At 70.8% G+C, this 21,875-nt stretch carries 25 protein-coding genes and 5 tRNA genes; 21 read left to right on the forward strand and 9 right to left on the reverse strand.

Features of this window, described 5'->3' with window-relative positions; all coding sequences use genetic code 11:
• The coding region (locus ACH4EB_RS28525) for a roadblock/LC7 domain-containing protein (RefSeq protein ID WP_398350886.1) at nucleotides 1-194 on the reverse strand (194 nt) is incomplete at its 3' end.
• Between the two features lie 9 nt (nucleotides 195-203).
• Nucleotides 204-3,971 (reverse strand): nitrate- and nitrite sensing domain-containing protein, encoded by a 3,768-nt coding sequence (locus ACH4EB_RS28530; protein ID WP_398350757.1) that lies wholly within the window; start codon nucleotides 3,969-3,971, stop codon nucleotides 204-206.
• A 614-nt stretch (nucleotides 3,972-4,585) separates the two neighbouring features.
• On the opposite strand from ACH4EB_RS28530, the gene ACH4EB_RS28535 reads away from it, so the two are divergent.
• The 3 genes from ACH4EB_RS28535 (at nucleotide 4,586) to gltX (ending at nucleotide 7,125) form a co-directional block, all read left to right on the forward strand.
• A complete protein-coding gene (locus ACH4EB_RS28535) occupies nucleotides 4,586-4,807 on the forward strand; it encodes a hypothetical protein (RefSeq protein WP_398350758.1) in 222 nt (73 codons plus the stop codon).
• 85 nt (nucleotides 4,808-4,892) lie between these two features.
• The gene (locus ACH4EB_RS28540; RefSeq protein WP_398350759.1) at nucleotides 4,893-5,654 is read left to right on the forward strand and encodes a fumarylacetoacetate hydrolase family protein; all 762 of its coding nucleotides are present in this window, start codon (nucleotides 4,893-4,895) and stop codon (nucleotides 5,652-5,654) included.
• A complete protein-coding gene (gene gltX / locus ACH4EB_RS28545) occupies nucleotides 5,647-7,125 on the forward strand; it encodes a glutamate--tRNA ligase (RefSeq protein WP_398350760.1) in 1,479 nt (492 codons plus the stop codon). The genes ACH4EB_RS28540 and gltX overlap by 8 nt, the downstream gene beginning before the upstream one ends.
• A gap of 96 nt (nucleotides 7,126-7,221) precedes the next feature.
• On the opposite strand, the gene ACH4EB_RS28550 is transcribed toward gltX, so the two are convergent.
• A complete protein-coding gene (locus ACH4EB_RS28550) occupies nucleotides 7,222-7,461 on the reverse strand; it encodes a hypothetical protein (protein ID WP_398350761.1) in 240 nt (79 codons plus the stop codon).
• A complete protein-coding gene (locus tag ACH4EB_RS28555) occupies nucleotides 7,458-7,790 on the reverse strand; it encodes a DUF6247 family protein (RefSeq protein ID WP_030018350.1) in 333 nt (110 codons plus the stop codon). Before ACH4EB_RS28555 ends, ACH4EB_RS28550 begins: the two co-directional genes overlap by 4 nt.
• Before the next feature lie 113 nt (nucleotides 7,791-7,903).
• Between ACH4EB_RS28555 and ACH4EB_RS28560 the strand changes: the two genes are divergently transcribed.
• The 8 genes from ACH4EB_RS28560 (at nucleotide 7,904) to ACH4EB_RS28595 (ending at nucleotide 10,028) form a co-directional block, all read left to right on the forward strand.
• Entirely contained in the window at nucleotides 7,904-8,308 is a 405-nt protein-coding gene (locus tag ACH4EB_RS28560; protein ID WP_398350763.1) for a DUF5753 domain-containing protein, read from the forward strand.
• A gap of 10 nt (nucleotides 8,309-8,318) precedes the next feature.
• On the forward strand, nucleotides 8,319-8,522 hold the full coding sequence (locus tag ACH4EB_RS28565) for a DUF397 domain-containing protein (RefSeq protein WP_398350765.1): 204 nt from the start codon (nucleotides 8,319-8,321) through the stop codon (nucleotides 8,520-8,522).
• A 160-nt stretch (nucleotides 8,523-8,682) separates the two neighbouring features.
• Nucleotides 8,683-9,423 carry an HAD family hydrolase gene (locus tag ACH4EB_RS28570; RefSeq protein WP_398350766.1) on the forward strand — a complete coding sequence of 247 codons (741 nt, stop codon included), beginning with the start codon at nucleotides 8,683-8,685 and terminating at the stop codon, nucleotides 9,421-9,423.
• Between the two features lie 87 nt (nucleotides 9,424-9,510).
• Nucleotides 9,511-9,582, forward strand: a tRNA-Gln gene (locus tag ACH4EB_RS28575).
• 40 nt (nucleotides 9,583-9,622) lie between these two features.
• Nucleotides 9,623-9,695, forward strand: a tRNA-Glu gene (locus ACH4EB_RS28580).
• A gap of 63 nt (nucleotides 9,696-9,758) precedes the next feature.
• A tRNA-Glu gene (locus ACH4EB_RS28585) sits at nucleotides 9,759-9,831 on the forward strand.
• A gap of 16 nt (nucleotides 9,832-9,847) precedes the next feature.
• A tRNA-Gln gene (locus tag ACH4EB_RS28590) sits at nucleotides 9,848-9,919 on the forward strand.
• Between the two features lie 36 nt (nucleotides 9,920-9,955).
• A tRNA-Glu gene (locus tag ACH4EB_RS28595) sits at nucleotides 9,956-10,028 on the forward strand.
• A 75-nt stretch (nucleotides 10,029-10,103) separates the two neighbouring features.
• On the opposite strand, the gene ACH4EB_RS28600 is transcribed toward ACH4EB_RS28595, so the two are convergent.
• A complete protein-coding gene (locus tag ACH4EB_RS28600; RefSeq protein ID WP_398350767.1) occupies nucleotides 10,104-10,754 on the reverse strand; it encodes a MerR family transcriptional regulator in 651 nt (216 codons plus the stop codon).
• 82 nt (nucleotides 10,755-10,836) lie between these two features.
• Between ACH4EB_RS28600 and ACH4EB_RS28605 the strand changes: the two genes are divergently transcribed.
• Nucleotides 10,837-11,319: a DUF4188 domain-containing protein gene (locus ACH4EB_RS28605; RefSeq protein ID WP_398350887.1), complete on the forward strand. Its 483-nt coding sequence runs from the start codon at nucleotides 10,837-10,839 to the stop codon at nucleotides 11,317-11,319.
• Nucleotides 11,320-11,420: 101 nt separating this feature from the next.
• Here the strand turns inward: ACH4EB_RS28605 and ndgR are convergent, their stop codons facing one another.
• Nucleotides 11,421-12,137, reverse strand: coding sequence for an IclR family transcriptional regulator NdgR (gene ndgR / locus ACH4EB_RS28610; protein ID WP_003984709.1), 717 nt, complete (start codon nucleotides 12,135-12,137; stop codon nucleotides 11,421-11,423).
• Nucleotides 12,138-12,309: 172 nt separating this feature from the next.
• On the opposite strand from ndgR, the gene leuC reads away from it, so the two are divergent.
• From leuC to ACH4EB_RS28635, 5 genes are all read left to right on the forward strand, one after another.
• Nucleotides 12,310-13,740: a 3-isopropylmalate dehydratase large subunit gene (gene leuC / locus ACH4EB_RS28615; RefSeq protein WP_398350769.1), complete on the forward strand. Its 1,431-nt coding sequence runs from the start codon at nucleotides 12,310-12,312 to the stop codon at nucleotides 13,738-13,740.
• Between the two features lie 6 nt (nucleotides 13,741-13,746).
• On the forward strand, nucleotides 13,747-14,340 hold the full coding sequence (leuD, locus tag ACH4EB_RS28620; RefSeq protein WP_398350770.1) for a 3-isopropylmalate dehydratase small subunit: 594 nt from the start codon (nucleotides 13,747-13,749) through the stop codon (nucleotides 14,338-14,340).
• A gap of 135 nt (nucleotides 14,341-14,475) precedes the next feature.
• Complete coding sequence (locus tag ACH4EB_RS28625) at nucleotides 14,476-14,721, forward strand: hypothetical protein (RefSeq protein WP_003984706.1); 246 nt, start codon at nucleotides 14,476-14,478, stop codon at nucleotides 14,719-14,721.
• A 125-nt stretch (nucleotides 14,722-14,846) separates the two neighbouring features.
• Entirely contained in the window at nucleotides 14,847-15,563 is a 717-nt protein-coding gene (locus ACH4EB_RS28630) for an HU family DNA-binding protein (protein WP_398350771.1), read from the forward strand.
• A 120-nt stretch (nucleotides 15,564-15,683) separates the two neighbouring features.
• Complete coding sequence (locus tag ACH4EB_RS28635) at nucleotides 15,684-15,905, forward strand: hypothetical protein (protein WP_398350772.1); 222 nt, start codon at nucleotides 15,684-15,686, stop codon at nucleotides 15,903-15,905.
• A gap of 70 nt (nucleotides 15,906-15,975) precedes the next feature.
• Here ACH4EB_RS28635 and cofC read toward each other — a convergent pair whose 3' ends face one another.
• Nucleotides 15,976-16,662, reverse strand: a complete 687-nt coding sequence (cofC, locus tag ACH4EB_RS28640; RefSeq protein ID WP_398350773.1) for a 2-phospho-L-lactate guanylyltransferase — start codon at nucleotides 16,660-16,662, stop codon at nucleotides 15,976-15,978.
• 140 nt (nucleotides 16,663-16,802) lie between these two features.
• Here cofC and ACH4EB_RS28645 point away from each other — a divergent pair, with 140 nt between their 5' ends.
• The 3 genes from ACH4EB_RS28645 (at nucleotide 16,803) to ACH4EB_RS28655 (ending at nucleotide 19,905) form a co-directional block, all read left to right on the forward strand.
• Nucleotides 16,803-17,636, forward strand: a complete 834-nt coding sequence (locus ACH4EB_RS28645) for a lysophospholipid acyltransferase family protein (protein ID WP_398350774.1) — start codon at nucleotides 16,803-16,805, stop codon at nucleotides 17,634-17,636.
• Nucleotides 17,633-18,634 carry an NAD(P)H-dependent glycerol-3-phosphate dehydrogenase gene (locus ACH4EB_RS28650; protein ID WP_398350775.1) on the forward strand — a complete coding sequence of 334 codons (1,002 nt, stop codon included), beginning with the start codon at nucleotides 17,633-17,635 and terminating at the stop codon, nucleotides 18,632-18,634. The genes ACH4EB_RS28645 and ACH4EB_RS28650 overlap by 4 nt, the downstream gene beginning before the upstream one ends.
• Before the next feature lie 134 nt (nucleotides 18,635-18,768).
• Nucleotides 18,769-19,905 (forward strand): D-alanine--D-alanine ligase family protein, encoded by a 1,137-nt coding sequence (locus tag ACH4EB_RS28655; RefSeq protein WP_398350776.1) that lies wholly within the window; start codon nucleotides 18,769-18,771, stop codon nucleotides 19,903-19,905.
• An 18-nt stretch (nucleotides 19,906-19,923) separates the two neighbouring features.
• Here ACH4EB_RS28655 and ACH4EB_RS28660 read toward each other — a convergent pair whose 3' ends face one another.
• Both ACH4EB_RS28660 and ACH4EB_RS28665 read right to left on the reverse strand, forming a co-directional pair.
• The gene (locus tag ACH4EB_RS28660) at nucleotides 19,924-20,415 is read right to left on the reverse strand and encodes a DUF3515 domain-containing protein (RefSeq protein WP_398350777.1); all 492 of its coding nucleotides are present in this window, start codon (nucleotides 20,413-20,415) and stop codon (nucleotides 19,924-19,926) included.
• Between the two features lie 9 nt (nucleotides 20,416-20,424).
• Nucleotides 20,425-20,658 (reverse strand): Lrp/AsnC family transcriptional regulator, encoded by a 234-nt coding sequence (locus tag ACH4EB_RS28665; RefSeq protein WP_030018372.1) that lies wholly within the window; start codon nucleotides 20,656-20,658, stop codon nucleotides 20,425-20,427.
• A 209-nt stretch (nucleotides 20,659-20,867) separates the two neighbouring features.
• Between ACH4EB_RS28665 and ACH4EB_RS28670 the strand changes: the two genes are divergently transcribed.
• Entirely contained in the window at nucleotides 20,868-21,848 is a 981-nt protein-coding gene (locus ACH4EB_RS28670; protein ID WP_398350778.1) for a thiamine-phosphate kinase, read from the forward strand.
• The last annotated feature ends 27 nt before the right edge of the window (nucleotides 21,849-21,875 follow it).

A 21,875-nucleotide genomic window follows, 5' to 3' on the forward strand; every position in this document is an offset into this window, starting at 1 on the left:
CGGGAGGCGCCGGAGGTCAGCGAGGTGAGGCCGGAGGCCACCGCCGCCAACTGATCGGCTCTGTCCCGAGGGAAGCCCTCGGACATGGCGAGGAGCAGTCCGTCCGCGGAGACCACCACCGTGTGGGACACACCGGGGGTGTTGTCCACGAAGTTGGTGATCAACCAGTTCAGGTTCTGCGCCGCCTGGCTCATCGGACTCAACTAACGCTCCTGCTGGTGAGTGGGGTCGACAATGCCGTGATGGCCGGTGGAGGCGTTCTCCTCGGCCCGGTAACGGCCTTGCTGGATACCCCGACGAAGATTGGTCAGACGGCCGCGCACATCATCGGGCGCACGCGAGACCTGCGGACCGGTCTGGGTCGACTGCTGCTGCGCGGTGCCGGCGACCAGGTTGGCGCGCGGCACGCGGCGGGGCAGTCCGGAGGTGGTGACGCCGCCGGCGGCGGGCTGGCGGATCTGCTCCGCCTGCCGCCAGCGCTCGTCGTTGGGGGAGGCGCGCCACTGGCCCTGCCCGCGGCCGTCGGTGGCCCCGCCGTCGAGGCCCGCGCCGGTCGCGGCGCCGGGCTCGCGGCGCGGCAGCGGCGGCGCCTCGGAGCGCTCCGCCGAGGGGGCCGGGGGCTCGTCGGCGGTCTGCTGCGGGACGGCGGCCGCGTCGGACGCCGGGTGGCTGAACCAGTTCGACTCGATCGTGTCGAAGATCGGCGTACGGCCGTCACCGGGGCCGGCGGGCGAACCGCCGCCCAGCAGGTCACCGGAGCCGCCGTCCTGGCGCTGCCGGTCCGGCGCCGGCACCGGGAACTCGCCGGTGCCCTGCCGCGACCCGTCGCGCAGGTCGGCGGGCACGGCGAACTCACCGGTGGTGCCGGCGTCCTGCCGCGGCGCACCGCCACCGAAGGCGTTGCCCCCCTCGAAGGCGTTGCCCGCGTTCGCGTCGTAGCCGTTGGTCCCGTACGCCGTGTCGCCGTACTCGCCGAAGCCGCCGCGCTCGGCGGCCGGGCGGGCGAACTGCCCGGTGTCGCCGGGGCCCTGCGGCGAGTCGCCGCGCAGCTCGGCGGGAAGCTCGTACTGGCCGGTGGCCTGGTCGTCGTGGAGCGGCGCGCCGGCACCGAAGGCGTCCGGCCGGGCGAACTCGCCGGTGTCGCCGGGGCCGCGGCCGGCCTGGGAGCCGTCCGCACCGGGCGGCGGGGCGTCGAAGTCGGGACGGGCGAACTCCGCCGTGTCACCGGGGCCGCCGGCCGCCGGACGGGCGAAGCCGCCGGTGGTCTCCGGCTCCTCGTGGCCGCGCGGCTGGTCCTGCGCCTGGCGGGGCGTCATCGGCCAGTCGTCCGAGGCGCCGCGCTCACGGCGGGCACCCCAGCTCGTGGTGCCGGGCTGCGGCGAACCGTCGCCGGAGTCCGCGCCGCCGGTCAGCTCGCCCGCGGGGCCGCGCTGCGGAAGCTGCGGGCGGTCCTCGTGGCGGGGCGCTCCCGTCGGGGGCGCGACCGTCGGCATCTGCGAGGTGTCACCGGCACCGGCGCCCGGGGCCGCGCCGGCCGGCGTGCCACGGGTCGGCAGCGCCGGACGCCCGTCGCTGAGCTGACCGGCACCGGAGCCGCCCTTGGCGGGCCCGGCGGGCGCGTGGCCCGTACGGCCGCCGCCCGGCGCGCCGAACGCGCCGGCTCCCGGGCCGCCCTGGACGCCCGGACCACCGCGGCCCGGCAGCGCCGGACGCGCGCCGCCCGCGCCGACCTGGCCGCGTGGCTGGAGGCCCGCCAGGCGGTTGGCGGAGGCGTTCGGGGTGCTCGGGACGCTCTCGACGGGACCGGCGCCCGGTCCGCCCTTGCCGCCCGGCTGCGGCTTCTTGCCGCCCTGCGCGACATCGACCGGCAGCATGACCAGCGCCGTCGTACCGCCCGAGTCGGACGGCCGGAGCTGGATGCGGATGCCGTGGCGCAGCGACAGGCGGCCGACCACGAACAGACCCATGCGGCGGGAGACCGAGACGTCCACCGTCGGCGGGCTGGCCAGCCGCTCGTTGATCGCGGCCAGGTCCTCGGGCGACAGGCCGATACCGGTGTCGTGGATCTCGACCAGCACCCGCCCGTCGGGCAGCGCGTGACCGGTCACCTTGACCTTGGTCTGCGGGGAGGAGAACGAGGTGGCGTTCTCCAGCAGCTCGGCGAGCAGGTGCACGAGGTCGTTGACGACCCGGCCCGCCACCTCCGTCTGCGGGACGGCGCTCAGTTCGATGCGCTCGTACTGCTCCACCTCGGAGGCGGCGGCGCGCAACACGTCGACCAGCGGGACCGGGCGCGTCCAGCGGCGGCCCGGCTCCTCGCCCGCGAGGACGAGGAGGTTCTCACCGTTACGGCGCATACGGGTCGCGAGGTGGTCCAGCTTGAACAGCGAGGAGAGCTGGTCCGGGTCGGCCTCGCGGGACTCCAGTTCGGAGATGAGCGAGAGCTGGCGCTGAATGAGGCCCTGGCTGCGGCGCGAGAGGTTGGTGAACATCGCGTTGACGTTGCCCCGCAGCAGCGCCTGCTCGGACGCCAGGCGGACGGCTTCGCGGTGCACGTCGTCGAAGGCCGCGGCCACCTTGCCGATCTCGTCCCGGCTGTGCACGCCGACGGACTCCACGGAGGTGTCCACGTCCTGCGGGTCGGCCTCGGACAACTGCTTGACCAGCTCGGGCAGCCGTTCCTGGGAGACCTTCTGCGCGGTGTCCTGCAGACGGCGCAGCGAACGCACCATGGACCGGGACACGACGAACGCGCCGACCAGCGAGATGCCGAGGACCAGCAGGATCAGCGCACCGTTGAGGATCGCTTCCTGCGTCGCCTCGTTGCGCAGCTCGCGGGACTTCTGCTCCATCTGCGAGAGCAGCGAGCTCTCGATGCGGCCCATCTCGTCGATCTTGACGGTGTCGGTGTCGTACCAGTCGAGGTACTTGTAGTCCTCGCTGTGGATACCGCCGTCGCTGGCGAAGGCCCGGTGCGCGAAGGCGACGGCCGCCTTGATGTCGTCGTTGTTGCCGTCCAGACCCTTGGTGAGGTCGGTGGCGCCGGTGTAGATCTGCGAGAAGCGGTCGCGGGCCGCCTTCTCGTTGTCCTCGGCGGTACGGCCGGCCAGCCGGTCGTTGGAGGAGAGCTGCGGGCCGCCCTTGTGCGCGAGGCCGGCGCTGACCAGCGCGCGCTGCATCGACGCGTACTCCTTGGCGGAGGAGAACGCCGCCAGGGCACGGGTGCTGCGGATCATCTCCGGGTTGCTGGTCGCCTGCGCCATGTCCTGGGACAGCGCGAGCAGCGAGGTGATGAGCTGGTTGTAGCTGCTGACCGTACGGGCGGCGTTGTCGCCGTCCTTGTACGCGTTGTTGCGGATCTCGTTGAGGGTGTTGAGCTGACGCCCGATGTCCAGCAGGGTCGCCTGTACACCGGACATCGTCGGGTCGTCGCGCTGGACGTCACCGGTGGCCTTGTTGAACGCCTGCTTGGCCCGGTCGGTCGACTCCCGCGGGGCGACGACGCTGGCGTCGTCCTTGACGTTGCCGCTGCCGGCGATCGGGCCCGCCGACTTGTCCCGCTCCACCTGGAGCGCGTCGGCCAGCTCGGTGGCCTGCCGCGTCATCTCGGTGAGGAGCTGCATCTTGTCGAGCTGGTCGATGTTCTCCAAGGAGTTGGAGATACGCATGCCGCCCAGCGTGGTCGCGGCGATGACGGGGAGCGCCAGCAGGGAGACCAGACGGGTGCTGATGCGCCAGTTGCGCATGGCTATTCGCGCGCCGGTGCCGCTCGGCTCCTTGGCGCCCTTCGACGGCTTGGGCGAGGCGCCGTCGGCGGAGTCGCCCCCGGCCGCCGGGCCGGTGCCCGGGCCATGCTGGGGCGAGGCGGCGCGGTCGCTTCCGCCGCGCAGCTCCGGGTCCGCCGCAGCTTCCCCTTGGCCCTGGCGGGCCTGGGAAGACCCCATGCCATCCCTCTTGAAACGTCCCTGCACTAGCGTCGCAACCTCTGGACCAGGCGTCCCTCCGCGCGAACGGCGGGACGGTTGTCGAGTCGTCGGGGGCCGGGGCCCCCATGTGGCGGTCGTGAGTGACCGGCGAGCTGCCCTCTCAGGCCGAGAGAGCGGCACCACCGCGCGGCGCTTTGCTGCGCCCCTTGCGCGCCGTCCGGACCGGAACCCGCGGCGGTCCGTGGAATTCCAGCACAGTGCCGGATCTCCAACAAGGGCGGTGCCGCCCCCTGCGACATGTGTGACGCAATGTACGGAACACGTCACAACGCGTAGAGAGTGGCGCTGTCGATAACGGACTTATGCCCGCGAGTCGCTCGCGTGTGTCTCCTGTCCCAGGTGCGGTGATCGGGAGCGGAACATGGGCTTCAATCCAGCAATGTCCGTTTCGCCCTTGGATGTTGATCATGGGGAATGCGGCATTTGTCACACACTTCGTGAGCAAACTCACAGGCACCCGGTCGACTTTCCCGCAGCCGCGCGGGGAATAGCGCGCATAGCCTGACGCTTTACACACGTGCCCGAAATGACAAGGCCGCAATCGCGCGTGGCGTGGAAAGCGGCCTCGTTCCCCGACGTCCCTACGCGAGGCAGAAGCAGTGAAGACCACGATGATGTTCCGCAACATAGCCAACCCGCGGCGCACGACCCTCGCGCATCTCAAGGATGCCGACGATCTCCAGAGCGCCGCGCCCGAGGCCCCGGAACACGCCGTCGAGCTGCCCACCCAGACCGCCAACCCGCGCCGCACCGTCCTCATGGACGCCCCCGCGCCGCAGGCCGTCCCCGCACCGGCCGCCGCCGCGGACACGGCCGTCTGACCACGGGGAAGCGGGCCGGCCGCGCCCCCGCGATAGCCTGGAGTGTCAACTCCGGCCAGTGATCAATGAGGGGCAGCGGCAACCCGTGCGCATCGCCAGATTCTCCATCGACGGCAACGTCGGCTTCGGCGTCCTCGACGGCGACGACATCGACGTCATCAAGGGACATCCCTTCGCGGAATTCGAGCGCTCGGGTCACAAGGTCCCCCTCGACAAGGTCCGCCTGCTGCCACCGGTCCTGCCCAACAAGGTCGTCGCGGTCGGCCGCAACTACGCCGAACACGCGCGCGAGCTGGGCAACGACGTCCCGGACGTGCCGGTCACCTTCTTCAAGCCCTCCACCTCGGTGGTCGGCCCCGGCGACCCCGTCGTGCACCCCTCCTTCTCCCAGGAGGTGCACCACGAGGCGGAGCTCGCCGTCGTCATCGGCCGCATGTGCCGCGAGGTCCCGCGCGAGCGCGTCAAGGACGTCGTCCTCGGCTACACCTGCGCCAACGACATCACCGCGCGTGACGTGCAGCAGCGCGAGTCCCAGTGGGCGCGGGCCAAGGGCTTCGACACCTCCTGCCCGCTCGGCCCCTGGGTCGAGACGGAGCTGGACCCGGGCGACCTGACGATCATGTGCACCGTCAACGGCGAACAGCGCCAGCTCGGCCGCACGAGCGAGATGATCCGCTCCGTCGAGGACCTGATCGTGCACATCACCGAGGCGATGACGCTGCTCCCCGGCGACGTCGTCCTCACGGGCACCCCGGCCGGGGTCGGCCCCCTCCATGACGGCGACGAGGTCTCCGTCATCATCGAAGGCATCGGCACTCTCACCAACAAGGTGATCAAGCGTGGCTAACGCGACCCCCGTCCGCGTCCGTTTCTGTCCCTCCCCGACCGGCAACCCCCACGTGGGCCTGGTCCGCACCGCCCTGTTCAACTGGGCCTTCGCCCGGCACACCCAGGGCACCATGGTCTTCCGCATCGAGGACACCGACGCGGCCCGGGACTCCGAGGAGTCCTACGAGCAGCTCCTCGACTCGATGCGCTGGCTGGGCCTGGACTGGGACGAGGGCCCCGAGATCGGCGGCCCGCACGCGCCGTACCGCCAGTCGCAGCGCATGGACCTCTACAAGGACGTCGCGCAGAAGCTGCTGGACGCCGGCCACGCCTACAAGTGCTACTGCTCCACCGAGGAGCTGGACGCCCGCCGCGAGGCCGCCCGCGCCGCCGGCAAGCCCTCCGGCTACGACGGCAAGTGCCGCGCCCTGGCGGCCGACGAGATCACCGCGTACGAGGCCGAGGGCCGCGAGCCGATCGTCCGCTTCCGGATGCCGGACGAGCCGATCACCTTCACGGACCTGGTCCGCGGCGAGCTGACCTTCACCCCGGAGAACGTCCCGGACTACGGCATCCTCCGCGCCAACGGCGCCCCCCTCTACACGCTCGTCAACCCGGTCGACGACGCCCTGATGGAGATCACCCACGTCCTGCGCGGCGAGGACCTGCTCTCCTCCACCCCCCGCCAGGTCGCCCTCTACAAGGCCCTGATCGAACTGGGCGTCGCCAAGACGGTCCCCGCCTTCGGCCACCTCCCGTACGTCATGGGCGAGGGCAACAAGAAGCTCTCCAAGCGCGACCCGCAGGCGTCCCTGAACCTGTACCGCGAGCGCGGCTTCCTCCCCGAGGGCCTCCTCAACTACCTCTCCCTCCTCGGCTGGTCCTTCTCCGCCGACCAGGACGTCTTCTCCATCGGCGAGATGGTCGCGGCCTTCGACATCGCCGACGTCAACGCCAACCCGGCCCGCTTCGACCTGAAGAAGGCCGAGGCGATCAACGCCGACCACATCCGCCGCCTGGACCCGAAGGCCTTCGCCGAAGCCTGCCGCCCCTGGCTCCAGGCCCCGCACGCCAACTGGGACCCGGCCGACTTCGACGAGGCGGCCTGGCAGGCCATCGCCCCGCACGCCCAGACCCGCCTCACGGTCCTCTCCGACATCACCGCCAACGTCGACTTCCTCTTCCGCAAGGAGCCGGTCGAGGACGAGGCGTCCTGGACCAAGGCGATGAAGGGCGACCCGGTGGCCCTGCTCACCACCGCCCGCGAGAAGCTGACCGGCGCCGACTGGTCCAGCCCCGACTCCCTCAAGGAAGCCGTCCTGGCCGCCGGCGAGGAGCACGGCCTCAAGCTCGGCAAGGCCCAGGCCCCGGTCCGCGTGGCCGTCACGGGCCGCACGGTCGGCCTCCCGCTCTTCGAGTCCCTGGAGATCCTGGGCAAGGAGCGGACGCTGTCGCGTATTGACGCGGCGCTGGCGAAGCTGGGCGCGTAAGGCAGCGGCTATTACGCCGTAATAGTTGTTACTCCGGACGCCGAAAGGGCGACCACCGGGTGTCGGTGGTCGCCCTTCGTAGGTTCTGGGGCCGGGTCACGCGGCCACCAGGTCGATGACGTTGATCACGACATGCGTATTGGACACCACGTACTGGATGAAGCCGCCCTCGAAGGTGGCCGACCAACTGTTGTCCCGATGGCTCTTGGCAGGCGCGCCGAACGGGTTCGGGCTGAGCTGTTTCTCCAGCTCGTCCAAGGAGGACCGCTGCGCGGCGCCCAAGGCCGCCTTGCACCGTGCGGCGCGGTCCGCGTACCTGATGACGTAAGCGGTCATGGACACCTGCCGACGTCGATCGGATTGTTCTCGGCGTCGTACGCGTTGCCCTCGGCGTCCCGGAAGACCATGCCTTCCGTGTCCCCCTCCGCCAGGCGCTTGGCCATCTGCTCCACCTGATCCAGGTAGCCGGGCGTCGCGCACGCACAGGCGAAGGGGAACCACTTGTCGACCACCCGGTCCAGCTCCGCCCGGTCGAACTCCGCCGCCGCGCTGAGCCAGTCCTGCTCGAAGTACTGGAGCCAGTCCGGGCGCCGCTGCAACGCCGTACGGATCGCGTCTGGAGTGCGCTCGCAGGCGTCCCGATCCACTTCGATCTCTCTGTCCATGGCCGGCGACCTCCGGTACGAGTAGGCAGGGCGGGACCCACGGTAGGCGGCGGTGGGGCACGCATCCAGGAGATCCGGGCTTCCGTGCCCCGACGGACGGATGGTGTCCGGCGATGGTCGGAATCAGGCGCCAAGGCGTCCTGCATGGGGAACCGCCGTTGCCCTACACCGTGGTCATCCACGAAGCCGCTCTGCGGATGGGGATCGGCGGGCCGGACGTCGTGCGCGCGCAGCTTCGGCATCTCATGGACATGGGTGAGTACGAGCACATCACGATCCAGGTCATCCCGTTCGGGCGGGCGGACTCTCCCGCAGCGGGCGGCCAACCGGTCACCTATGTGTGCGGGCCCGTACCTCAACTGGACACCGTCCTGCTGGACACCGACCACGGCCTGGAGATTCTTCACGCGGAGGACCAGCTCGCCCGCTACCGGGAAGTGCTGGACCGCATGAGTCGGTGTGCACTCGATCCCGCCGAGAGCCGCAACTTCATCCACAAGATCGCGAAGAGTCTGTGAGGCCCGGAGGATGCACGAATACCAGTGGCAGAAGTCGTCGTACAGCAACGCGGCGGTGAATTGTGTGAACGTCGCTGTTGCGCCCGACGGCACTGTGCGTCTCCGGGAGAGCGACGCCCCGCAGGTGATCCTGTCGACCACCCGCAGCGGCATGGCCGCGTTCCTGACCGCGATTAAAGGCCACGGGGCCCACCCGCCCGTACATAACCGCTGAACACGCACGAGGCCCCGGCGGGCCGAACCCCGGCCGCCGGGCCCCGCGTCGCCTTCGGCGCGCGAGCGCGCCTCAGCAGGGCGGCAGCATGCCATGGCCTTGACGTGGGCAGGGCAAAAATTCGGGCACCCGCGCGGCCTGCCCGGGTACCGTCGGTTTCATGACCATCGAGGCCGTCCTCTGGGACGTGGACGACACCCTCTTCGACTACACCGGGTCCGACCGCGCGGGAGCGCTGCGGCACATCGAGGCCGAGGGGCTGCTCGGGCGGTACGCGGACGCCGAGTGTGCGCTCGGGCGGTGGCGGGAGTGCATGGAGGTCGCCTTCGCGCGCTTTCTTGCCGGGGAGGTGGGGTTCCTGGAGCACCGTAGGGAGCGGGCTCGGGCCTTTCTCGGGGCGGTGCTGAGCGATGACGAGGCGGACGCCTGGTTCGGGCGGTATGTCGCGCTGTACGAGGCGGCCTGGACGCTGTTCCCGGACTCCGTCCAGGCGCTCACGGACCTGGCGCCGCTGGCCCGGCAGGGTGTGTTGTCGAACTCCTCCGTCGCCAATCAGGACCGCAAGCTGCGGACGCTGGGAATTCGTGATCACTTCGAGGTGGTGCTCTGCGCCGACGAGGTGGGACACGCGAAGCCGGCGGCCGAGGCGTTCCGGGCCGCCTGTGATGCGCTGGGGCTGGCGCCTGAGCGGGTCGTCCACGTCGGGGACAAGCTGGACGTGGACGCCATCGGCGCGCGTGACGCCGGGCTGGGCGCGGTGTGGGTGGACCGGGCCGGCGCGGAGGGGGAGGTGCCGGAGGCGGACGTGCCGGACGGGGTGACGCGGATCGGCGGGCTCGCCGAGCTGCCCGGGCTGGTGCGCGGCCTTATCGGTTTTGGAGCGTCGTCCACCTTCGGGTAATGTTCTTTCTGCGCCGCCCGGGCGGGCCGAAAGGCCGGACCGGGAAGCGCAAGCCGAACAAGACCCCCGGCGGGGGTTGCGTTCTGGTGGGCTATGGTGTAATTGGCAGCACGACTGATTCTGGTTCAGTTAGTCTAGGTTCGAGTCCTGGTAGCCCAGCAAGAGACCTTCTGAAGGTGTCTTGATCATGCAGTACCAGGCCCCCGTTGTGTAGCGGCCTAGCACGCCGCCCTCTCAAGGCGGTAGCGCCGGTTCGAATCCGGTCGGGGGTACAGATCCTTTCTCACCGTCACCTTCGGGTCGCTCCCGGATGCGACGACGCAAGGATCGCTAGGGCCCCCGTTGTGTAGCGGCCTAGCACGCCGCCCTCTCAAGGCGGTAGCGCCGGTTCGAATCCGGTCGGGGGTACTGGTCTATACCACCATGGGCTATGGTGTAATTGGCAGCACGAGTGATTCTGGTTCATTTAGTCTAGGTTCGAGTCCTGGTAGCCCAGCGCGAAACCGCAGGTCATCGCGGTTGTGCAGTGCAAGCCCCCGTTGTGTAGCGGCCTAGCACGCCGCCCTCTCAAGGCGGTAGCGCCGGTTCGAATCCGGTCGGGGGTACGCGACGAAGAGGCCCTTCCCCAATCGGGGAAGGGCCTCTTCGCGTGGCGGGCCCCCTCCCCGCGGGACCCGGCGTCACGAGGAGTCGGCCCCGAAGCGGCGGTGTGACTCCTCCGCCTCCGCCAGCCGCCGCAGACTCAGCAGGACCGGTTCGAGCAGTACGGTCAGCGCCACCGCGGCCTCCACCTGCTCGGCGGGCGTCTCGTACTTCTCCACCAAGTCCAGGTCGGCGGCGGCCAGTTCACCCGCGATCCGGGCGTACGGGAGTACGTTCTCGACGGTGTGCGGATAGCTGAGCCGCGCGAGCGCGGCCAGCGCGTTCACCAGCATTCCGTACGCGGGGGAGACCGGCCCCAGCTCCAGCCCGTACTGCCAGCCCAGGCGGCGCAGCAGCTCGTCCGCCGTCCCGCGTGCGGCGGTGATCTCCGGGGTCTCCTCGGTGGGGGCGGGGTCGTGCGGCAGGGCCCACACGGCCGCGCCGAGGCGCATGTGGTGGTCCAGCGACTCGTCCTCGACCGCGGCCAGCACCTCGCGCGCGGCGGCCACCGGCATCTTCCCGACCTGGACCAGCGCACGGACCAGGCGCAGCCGGCGCAGGTGGGTGTCACCGTACTCGGCCTTGGTGGTGGTGGCCCGCTCACCCGGCGGCAGCAGTCGCTCCCGCAGGTAGTACTTGATCGTGGCGGTGGGCACCCCACTGCGCTCGCTCAGTTCCGCCAGTCGCATACCCTTGCGCCTTTCCTTGGAGAGTGACACTATCCAAGCATGGATAGTGACGCTATCCAAAGTGGAGAAGATTGGGGTCGTCATGGGGAACAAGGTCGTACCGGGGGGAGCGGTGGCGGACATCGACGAGGAGGTGGTCGTCTTCCTGGTCGGGATGCGCATCAACCGGCTCCGGTGGGTGCGCAGTTGGCTGCCGGCGCTGCTCGCCATGCCGCGGATGCTCAAGGAGTTGGCGCGCGAGCGGGGCGCGGGGATGCTGGGCTTCCGGGTGCTGAACGGGGGGCCGCGCGTCTTCACCGTCATCCAGTACTGGGAGTCGCGGGAGAAGCTGTACGCCTACGCCTCGGACCGGAACATGCAGCACCGCCCCGCGTGGACGGCGTTCAATCGCCGTGCGCGGAGCGGCGAGGGGGGAGTGGGGATCTGGCACGAGACGTATGTCGTGCCGGCGGGCGCGTACAGCACGTTCTACCGCTCGATGCCGCCGACCGGTCTCGGCGCGGCACACGGCGTCGTCGCGCCCGGCCGGCGCGGGGCGCGGAGTGCGCCCGTGAGCGTGGCGTAAGACGGAACACGGGCCGGCCGGCTGTCGCGGGCGTCGGCGGCCGGCCCAACCGGTCGGTGTTCTGCCAGGTCAGCAGGGCAGCAGGTCGGCGGGGCAGCAGGTCAGCCGGTGCGGCGCAGTGCCTCGCTGAGCCGGGCGGCCGCGTCAATGACCGCCTGGGCGTGCATCCGGCCCGGGTGGCGGGTCAGCCGCTCGATCGGTCCGGAGACCGAGACGGCGGCGACCACGCGGTTCGAGGGGCCGCGTACGGGGGCGGAGACCGAGGCCACGCCCGGTTCCCGCTCGCCGATCGACTGCGCCCAGCCCCGGCGCCGTACGCCGGACAGGGCGGTGGCGGTGAAGCGCGCGCCCTGGAGGCCGCGGTGCAGCCGCTCCGGCTCCTCCCAGGCCATCAGGATCTGGGCCGCCGAGCCGGCCTTCATGGGGAGCGTGGAGCCGACCGGGACGGTGTCCCGCAGTCCGGACAGCCGTTCCGCCGCGGCCACACAGATGCGCATGTCGCCCTGGCGCCGGTAGAGCTGCGCGCTCTCGCCCGTCACGTCGCGCAGGTGCGTGAGCACCGGTCCGGCCGTGGCCAGCAGGCGGTCCTCGCCGGCCGCCGCGGCCAGTTCCGACAGCCGCGGGCCGAGGATGAACCGGCCCTGCATGTCCCTCGCCACCATCCGGTGGTGTTCCAGTGCCACGGCCAGCCGGTGGGCCGTGGGTCGTGCGAGCCCGGTCGCCGTGACCAGCCCGGCGAGGGTGGCCGGACCGGACTCCAGAGCGCTCAGTACCAGAGCTGCCTTGTCGAGAACGCCGACGCCGCTAGAGTTGTCCATGCAACGATACTTGCGTCTCACAGTGTGAAACGCAAGTTCAATTTTCCGGGGAAGCCGCCAATCTGTAGGCACGGCCCCCGACCAGGGCCCGGCACGACGTCCGGAACCGGGGGACGGACGCTGCGCACACAGCCGAGTTGGGCCGGCGATGCGGCCGGCCGGAGGGAAAGCGATGGGACGGACACTCGCGGAGAAGGTCTGGGACGACCACGTCGTCCGGCGCGCGGAAGGCGAGCCCGACCTCCTCTTCATCGACCTGCACCTGCTGCACGAGGTGACCAGCCCGCAGGCGTTCGACGGCCTGCGCAAGGCCGGCCGTCAGGTGCGGCGCACCGACCTCACCATCGCCACCGAGGACCACAACACCCCCACCCTCGACATCGACAAGCCCATCGCCGACCCCGTCTCCCGCACCCAACTGGAGACGCTGCGCAAGAACTGCGCGGAGTTCGGCGTCCGGCTGCACCCGCTGGGCGACGTCGAGCAGGGAGTCGTCCACGTAGTGGGACCGCAGTTGGGACTGACCCAGCCGGGCACCACCGTGGTCTGCGGTGACAGCCACACCTCCACCCACGGCGCCTTCGGCGCGCTGGCCTTCGGCATCGGCACCAGCCAGGTCGAGCATGTGCTGGCCACCCAGACGCTGCCGATGGCGCCCTTCAGGACCATGGCCGTGACCGTCGAGGGCGAGCTGCCCGAGGGCGTCACCGCCAAGGACCTGATCCTCGCCGTCATCGCCCGGATCGGCACCGGCGGCGGCCAGGGGTACGTCATCGAGTACCGTGGCGAGGCCATCGAGAAGCTCTCGATGGAGGCCCGGATGACCATCTGCAACATGTCCATCGAGGCGGGCGCCCGGGCCGGCATGATCGCCCCCGACGCGACCACCTTCGCCTACCTCCAGGGCCGCGACCACGCGCCCCGGGGAGCCGACTGGGACGCCGCGGTCGCGTACTGGAAGACCCTGCGCACCGACGACGACGCGGTCTTCGACCACGAGGTCGTCGTCGACGCCTCCGAGCTGGCCCCGTTCGTCACCTGGGGCACCAACCCGGGCCAGGGCGCACCCCTTTCGGCGGCCGTCCCCGACCCCGCTTCGTACGAAGACGCATCGGAGCGCTACGCCGCCGAACGGGCCCTGGAGTACATGGGGTTGACGGCCGGTCAGGCGCTGCGCGACATCCGTGTGGACACCGTCTTCGTAGGTTCGTGCACCAACGGGCGGATCGAGGATCTGCGCTCCGCCGCCGAGGTCGTACGGGGCCGCCGGATCGCCGACGGCGTCCGGATGCTCGTCGTACCGGGCTCCGTACGGGTCGCCCTCCAGGCGGTCGAGGAAGGGCTCGACAAGGTCTTCACCGGAGCCGGTGCCGAGTGGCGGCACGCCGGCTGCTCGATGTGCCTGGGGATGAACCCGGACCAGCTCGCGCCGGGTGAGCGCTCCGCCTCCACCTCCAACCGCAACTTCGAGGGACGGCAGGGCAAGGGCGGCCGCACCCACCTGGTCTCGCCCCAGGTCGCCGCCGCAACGGCGGTTCTCGGCCATCTGGCATCACCGGCCGACCTGTCCGACGCCGACGTACGCACGCCCGCGGGAGTCTGAACCACCATGGAAGCTTTCACCACGCACACCGGCCGGGCCGTCCCGCTGCGCCGCAGCAACGTCGACACCGACCAGATCATCCCGGCCCACTGGCTCAAGAAGGTCACCCGCGACGGCTTCGAGGACGGGCTCTTCGAGGCCTGGCGCAAGGATCCGGCGTTCGTCCTGAACCAGGAGGCGTACCGGGGAGCGACCGTTCTGGTGGCCGGACCCGACTTCGGCACCGGCTCCTCGCGCGAGCACGCGGTCTGGGCCCTGCAGAACTACGGCTTCCGGGCCGTCATCTCCTCGCGTTTCGCCGACATCTTCCGGGGCAACTCGCTGAAGAACGGACTGCTGACCGTGGTGCTCCCGCAGGAGACCGTCGAGGCGCTGCAGCAGCTCGCCGAGGCGGACCCGGCGACCGAGGTCACCGTCGACCTCGTCGGCCGGCAGGTCCGGGCACCGGGCATCACCGCGGGGTTCGAGCTGGACGAAAACGCGCGTTGGCGGCTGCTGGAGGGCCTGGACGACATCAGCCTCACCCTTCGGGAGGAGGAGGCCATCGCCGGGTACGAGGTGAACAGGCCGTCGTTCAAACCGCGTACGGTAGTAGTCTGACCTCGGGTTTTTTGGCTCAAAGCCTTATTGCGTACGATGCGCCCCTTGCTAGTTGGCAGGGGGCGCATCGGCGTGTGAAGGCGGTGGTTGAGGCCCCGTGAAGCGACAACTCGCCGCAGATGGCACAATTAGCGCATGGAACGCGACGACCAACTCGAGCTCTACGGTCTCGTCGCCGACCGACTCAAGGACGCACACACACGAGTGCGGACACTGCAAGTCCCGGAGGGCGTACGCATGGCGCTGACCCGGAAGCTGCTCGTCATCACGGCGGCGGCGAAACACGATCTGGCGGACGCGGCAAGGCGTCTGGAGTGGTTCATGAACGACCTCGACGAGGGTCGCTTTCCCGAAGACGTGCACGCCGACGGAACTCCGTGAAGGTCGAGTTCGTTGCGGCACAAGGGTGATTAGCCCGTTTCGTGTTTGATTTGCGGTATATATCTGCCTAACGTGCGAAAAGGCTTGAACACTTTCGTTCCAGCAATGTCTCCGAAGGGGAAGACGTGAACAAGGCGCAGCTCGTAGAAGCCATTGCCGACAAGCTCGGCGGCCGTCAGAACGCCGCGGACGCGGTGGACGCGGTACTGGACGCAATCGTCCGTGCAGTTGTCTCCGGCGACCGCGTATCGGTCACCGGATTCGGTTCGTTCGAGAAGGTGGACCGTCCGGCCCGCTACGCCCGTAACCCGCAGACGGGTGAGCGGGTGCGGGTCAAGAAGACCTCGGTGCCGCGCTTCCGCGCCGGTCAGGGCTTCAAGGACCTGGTCAGCGGCTCGAAGAAGCTCCCGAAGAACGACGTGGCCGTCAAGAAGGCCCCCAAGGGCAGCCTTTCGGGCGGTTCCACCCGTACGACGGCCAAGGCCGCCGCCAAGAAGGCCACCGCCAAGAAGTCGTCGGCCGCGAAGAAGACCACGGCCACCGCCAAGAAGGCCACGCCGGCGAAGAAGACCACGGCCACGGCGAAGAAGGCCACGGCCACCGCCAAGAAGGCCACGCCGGCGAAGAAGGCCACCGCCACCACGGCGAAGAAGGCGACGGCCAAGAAGGCCGCCACCACCGCCAAGAAGGCCACCCCGGCCAAGAAGGCCACCACCACCGCCAAGAAGGCGACGGCCAAGAAGACCGCGCCCGCGACGAAGGCGACGGCGAAGAAGGCCCCGGCCAAGAAGACCACGGCCCGCAAGACCACCGCCAAGAAGACCACCGCCCGCAAGCGGTAATCAGCAGCGGCGACGCCACGCGTCGGGCCGGACTCCCCCCGGGGAGCCCGGCCCGCGGTGCGTCCGAAGCGGCCCGCCCGGAGTGCGGCGTGGCCCCGTGTGCCGTCTAGGCTGGTCACCATGCAGGCCACCGCGTACACCTACGACGCCCGGACCCGTTGCGGCAGCGTGTTGCTCGACGACGGTACGCCGCTGCCCTTCGACGCCGCGGCCTTCGACGCGGGCGGACTGCGGCTGTTGCGGCCCGGCCAGCGGGTCCGTATCGACGTCGAGGGCGAGGCCGGCGGCGGCACGGAGACGGACGGGCGCCGCATCGTGCTCGTCACCCTCCAGACGTTCTGACGGCTTCCGTCGCCTTTCGGGCGCTTTTCGGCCCGCCACGTCGCCCACGGGGCGTTTCCGGCGCCTTTCGTCACCCTCCGGGCGTTCTGACGCCTTCCGCCGCCGCGCGCGCCCGCATACGGGGCACACAGCGGGCGGTGTGCCGCCCCACACCCAGGTCCAGGGCGGCCCGCAGGTCCTCCCCGGTGTCCACGTCCCGGCGTACGGATTCGGTGCCCGGCAGCACGATCTCGTGGGCCCCCGATTCGCGGTGACGCGCCCGGGACGGCCCTCCGAAAGCGGGCGCCAATTCCACTCCGGGAGCCGCGCTCAGCAGTGTCGTCCCGATTTCCGCCGCATCCGCGAGAAATGCCCGGGGAAATACGGCGGCCGCCGACAGCACCCGCCGCAGTTCCACGGGACGCAACGCCGGGAGATCCGCGTTGAGTGCCGCCACCGCCGCGCCGGGCCGCCGCTGCCGCACCACGCCCGCTCCGTACGCCAGCGCCGCGTTGAGGCCACGGGCCGGCACGTCCGCGACGATGCGTGCTCCGAGGGCCGCCAACCGCTCCCCGGCCACCGGATCGTCCGTGACAACCGCCACATCCAGGACGTCTTCGCAGGCCAGCACGGCCGTCACGGTGTCCAGCGCGAACGCCAGTGCCAACTGGGGCCGGAGCTGTTCCCCCGCCGCCCGGGAGAGCCTGCTCTTCGCCCGTACCAGGGGTTTCAGCGGCACGACCAGGCTCCAGCCCACGACCGCTCCGTCTCTTCGCATCGCCCTCATTCTCACCTGCCGCCACCGCCATCGGTGAGCGGCGGGGTTACGGTGTTCTCGACATAGCGGGTACCTGGGGCGACACTTGTGCGGCTGCCGGGTCGCAGCAGCTCAGCAGATCCCACTAGGAGGGTGTCCCAGTGTCCCGCCGCAGAATCGGCTTCTGGTACCGCTTGGCCGCGGTCATCTGCAAACCGCCGCTCCTGGTTCTGTTCAAGCGGGACTGGCAGGGAATGGAGCACATTCCCGCCGACGGCGGATTTATCACCGCGGTCAACCACAACTCGTATCTGGACCCGCTCTCGTACGCGCACTACCAGTACAACACCGGACGGGTCCCGCGATTCCTCGCCAAGTCCGGGCTCTTCAAGGGCGGCTTCGTCGGCCTGATGATGCGCGGCACCGGCCAGATCCCGGTCTACCGGGAATCCGCCGACGCCGCGGTGGCCTTCCGCGCCGCCGTGGCCGCCATCAACAAGGGCGAATGCGTCGCCTTCTACCCCGAGGGCACCCTCACCCGCGACCCCGACATGTGGCCCATGCAGGGCAAGACCGGGGCCGCCCGGGTGGCGTTGCTCACCAAGGCACCGGTCATCCCGGTGGCGCAGTGGGGCGCCAACGAGGTGATGCCGCCGTACGCCAAGGAGAAGAAGCTGCGGCTGTTCCCGCGCAAGACCCTGCGGGTCAAGGCGGGGCCCCCGGTCGACCTGAGCGAGTTCTACGGCAAGGAGCCGACCGCCGAGGTGCTGCGCGCGGTCACCGACAAGGTCATGGCCGCCGTCACCGCGATCCTCGCCGAGGTGCGCGACGAGCCGGTGCCGGCCGAGCCGTACGACCACAAGAAGGCCGTCGCCGCCCGCCGCCGGGCCCGCCAGAAGGCGCCCGACGCGGCCGAGCGGGCACGGAAACTGGACGAGCAGGGCATCAAAGTGGACGACCAGGCACCGAAGACACAGGAGGATGAAGGCAAGTGACGCGCTGCGCCGTCTACGGCACGGGGTCCTGGGGCACCGCATTCGCGATGGTGCTCGGTGACGCGGGCTGCGAGGTGACGATGTGGGGCCGCAGAGCGGGCCTGGTCGACGCCATCAACACCGGCCGGACCAACCCCGACTACCTGCCGGACGCGGAGCTGCCGGAGTCCGTACGGGCCACCACCGACCCCGCCGAGGCCGCGCACGGCGCCGATTTCACCGTGCTGGCCGTCCCGTCGCAGACGCTGCGCGACAACCTCGCCGCCTGGGCACCGCTGCTGCCCGCCGACACCGTCCTGGTCTCCCTGATGAAGGGCGTCGAACTGGGCACCGCCAAGCGGATGAGCGAGGTCATCGAGGAGGTGGCCAAGGCCCCCGCCGAGCGTGTCGCGGTACTGACCGGCCCCAACCTCGCCAAGGAGATCGCCGCCCGGCAGCCCGCCGCCGCGGTCGTCGCCTGCGCCGACGAAGCCGTCGCCCGGCGCCTCCAGGCCGCCTGCCACACCCCTTACTTCCGCCCGTACACCAACACCGACGTGGTCGGTGCCGAGCTGGGCGGCGCGGTCAAGAACGTCATCGCACTGGCGGTCGGCATGGCCGGCGGCATGGGCCTGGGCGACAACGCCAAGGCCTCCCTGATCACCCGCGGCCTCGCCGAAACGACCCGCCTGGGCCTGGCGATGGGCGCCGACGCGCACACCTTCGCCGGCCTCGCCGGGATGGGCGACCTCGTCGCCACCTGCTCCTCGCCGCTCTCCCGCAACAACACCTTCGGCGCCAACCTCGGCCGCGGCATGTCGCTGGAGGAGACCATCGCGGTCACCAAGCAGACCGCGGAGGGCGTCAAGTCCTGCGAGTCGGTACTGGATCTGGCCCGCCGGCACGGCGTCGACATGCCGATCACCGAGACGGTCGTGGACATCGTCCATGAGGGCAAGCCGCCCCTGGTGGCCCTCAAGGAACTGATGTCGCGCAGCGCCAAGCCCGAGCGGCACTGACAGCGCCGGGGCCGCGCCCCGCGGGCGTACCGGCCGGTGCCCCGGGCCCGGCCCCGTCCGGCCGCCGGGCCCGCGACGACTCCCGGGCCCGCGGCACCGCCTCCTCCTGGGGCAGCAGGTACGCTCAACGCGATATGAGCAGTGAGACTCCTTCCCAGAAGCCCCGCGTCGCCGTCGTGTTCGGCGGGCGCAGCTCCGAGCACGCCATCTCCGTGGTCACCGCGGGCGCCGTGCTGGCCGCCATCGACCGCGAGAAGTACGACGTGCTGCCCATCGGCATCACGACCGACGGCCGGTGGGCGCTGACCGCCGACGCCCCGGAGCGGATGGCCATCACGGACCGGAAGCTGCCGAGTGTGGCGGAACTGAGCGAGTCCGCCGAGGGCACCGTCGTCCTGCCGGTGGACCCGACCAGCCGCGAGGTCGTCTACAGCGAGCCGGGCATGGTGCCCAAGGTGCTCGGCGAGGTCGACGTGGTCTTCCCCGTGCTGCACGGCCCGTACGGCGAGGACGGCACCCTCCAGGGCCTGCTGGAGCTGTCCGGTGTGCCCTATGTGGGCTCCGGAGTGCTCGCCTCGGCCGTCGGCCAGGACAAGGACTACATGAAGCGGGTGTTCGCCTCCTTCGGGCTGCCGGTCGGCCCGTACGAGGTCATCCGCCCGCGCGAGTGGGAGCAGGACCCCGCGGCGGCCCGCAAGAAGATCGTGGACTTCGCCGGCGAGCACGGCTGGCCGCTGTTCGTGAAGCCCGCCCGGGCCGGCTCCTCCATGGGCATCTCCAAGGTGGACGACCTCTCCGGGCTCGACGAGGCCCTTGCGGAGGCGCGCCGCCACGACCCCAAGATCATCGTGGAGTCGCTGCTGAGCGGCCGGGAGATCGAGTGCGGCGTCCTGGAGTTCGAGGACGGCCCGCGCGCCAGCGTCCCGGCCGAGATCCCGCCGGTCAGCGCGCACGACTTCTACGACTTCGAGGCCAAGTACATCGACTCGGCCGCCGGCCTGGTGCCCGCGCCGCTCACCGACGAGCAGACCGCACGCGTCCAGGAGCTGGCCGTGGCGGCCTTCGAGGCGGCCTCCTGCGAGGGACTGGTGCGCGCCGACTTCTTCCTCCAGGAGAACGGCGAGTTCGTGATCAACGAGATCAACACGCTGCCCGGCTTCACGCCCATCTCGATGTACCCGCGGATGTGGCAGGAGAGCGGCGTCAGCTACCCGGAGCTGATCGACCGGCTGGTCCAGGCGGCGCTGCGGCGCTCCACGGACCTGCGCTGAGGCGGCCGGCCGGCGTCCTCAGACCCCGGCCGGCACCGTCTTCCTGACGGCGTCCGCGAGGTCGGTGAGCACATCGACCTCCGGGGCGTACTTCCCCGGCACGCTCACCTCGACGTACGTCGTGCGCAGCACGGTGGTGAAGCGGTATCCGTCGTCCTGCTTCTCGAAGAGCCACTCGACACCGTTGACTTCCGCCGCGTCCGCACCGGGGTTGTAATGTTCACTCCCGGACGTCAGCACGGCGGGCTTGCGTACCCCGCAGCGCAACCGGACGGCGGGATCGCCCCAGACGGCGGTGAAGTCCGAGACCGGGTCGGCGGTGCCCCGCTCCAGCCCGTCCACGGTCCGCGGCAACTCCTTCTGGAGCGCCCGGCACTGCCGCGCGGACCCGCCCTCCGGCGAGGGGACCGCGGTGGGGACCGAGGACGAGCAGCTCACCGCGGCGAACGCCACGGTGAGCAGGGCCGGTGTCAGCAGCCGGCGCGACGAGGAGATCACCCGGCCGAGCATACGGGGGAGCTAGAGATGGACCACCGGGCAGGTCAGGGTGCGGGTGATGCCGTCCACCTGCTGGACTTTCGCGACCACCATGCGGCCCAGTTCGTCGACCGTGTCGGCCTGGGCCCGCACGATGACGTCGTACGGACCGGTGACGTCCTCGGCCTGGATCACGCCGGGGATCTTGGCGATCACTTCCGCCACGGCCGACGCCTTGCCCACCTCGGTCTGGATCAGGATGTACGCCTGTACCACGGGACCTCCAGGGCGGCTTCGAGGATCATGTGGGAAGAAGGGACGCCACGGTACCGCGTCGGCGCGCACGCCGGGGAGACCCGCGCGGGGAACGCGACGCGCGGCGCGGGGACCGGCCGCCCCGGGGGAGCGGGGACCGGACACGCGATGACGGAGTACGGATCGGCAGCGCAGTACGGATCGTCCGTACGCATCGGAAGGGCAGCAGCATGAAGGGCACCGTGGGCGAGCTGGGAGAGTTCGGGCTGATCAGGGAGCTGACCTCCCGGCTCACCGTCACCCCGGCCGTACGGATCGGTCCGGGCGACGACGCCGCGGTGGTCACCGCGCCGGACCGCAGGGTCGTGGCCAGCACCGACGTACTCCTGGAAGGGCGGCACTTCCGCCGCGACTGGTCCACCGCCTACGACGTGGGCCGCAAGGCCGCCGCGCAGAACCTGGCCGACATCGCCGCCATGGGCGCGGTGCCCACCGCCATCCTGCTCGGCCTGGTCGTCCCCGCCGAGCTGCCCGCGACCTGGGCGACCGAGCTGATGGACGGGCTGCGCGACGAATGCCAGGTGGCGGGCGCCGCCGTGGTCGGCGGCGACGTCGTACGCGGCGACACGATCACCGTCGCGATCACCGCACTGGGTGACCTGCGCAACCAGGAACCGGTCACCCGAACCGGTGCCCAGCCCGGCGACGTCGTCGCGGTCACCGGCTGGCTCGGCTGGTCGGCGGCCGGGCACGCGGTGCTGTCCCGCGGCTTCCGCTCCCCGCGCGCCTTCGTGGAGGCACACCGCCGCCCCGAGCCCCCGTACCACGCGGGTCCGGCGGCGGCCGGCCTCGGCGCCACCGCCATGACGGACGTCAGCGACGGCCTGGTCGCCGACCTCGGCCACATCGCCGAGGCCAGCAAGGTCCGGATCGACCTGCGCTCGGGCCAGATCGACATTCCCTCGCAGATGTCCGACATCGGTACGGCGGTCGGCGTGGACCCGATGCAGTGGGTGCTCAACGGGGGCGAGGACCACGCCATCGTGGCGACGTTCCCGCCGGACGTGAAGCTGCCCGCCCGCTGGAAGGTGATCGGCGAGGTGCTGAACCCGTCGGCGCTGCCGCAGGTGACGGTGGACGGGGCGCCCTGGGCCCACGCGGGCTGGGACCACTTCGGCGAGGACCAGGAAGGCGATCCGGCCGGCGCCTGAGGACCGCGGGCGGGGCCCGGGAGGCAC

The organism is Streptomyces sp. NPDC018045 (assembly GCF_044327445.1).
Classification (GTDB): domain Bacteria; phylum Actinomycetota; class Actinomycetes; order Streptomycetales; family Streptomycetaceae; genus Streptomyces.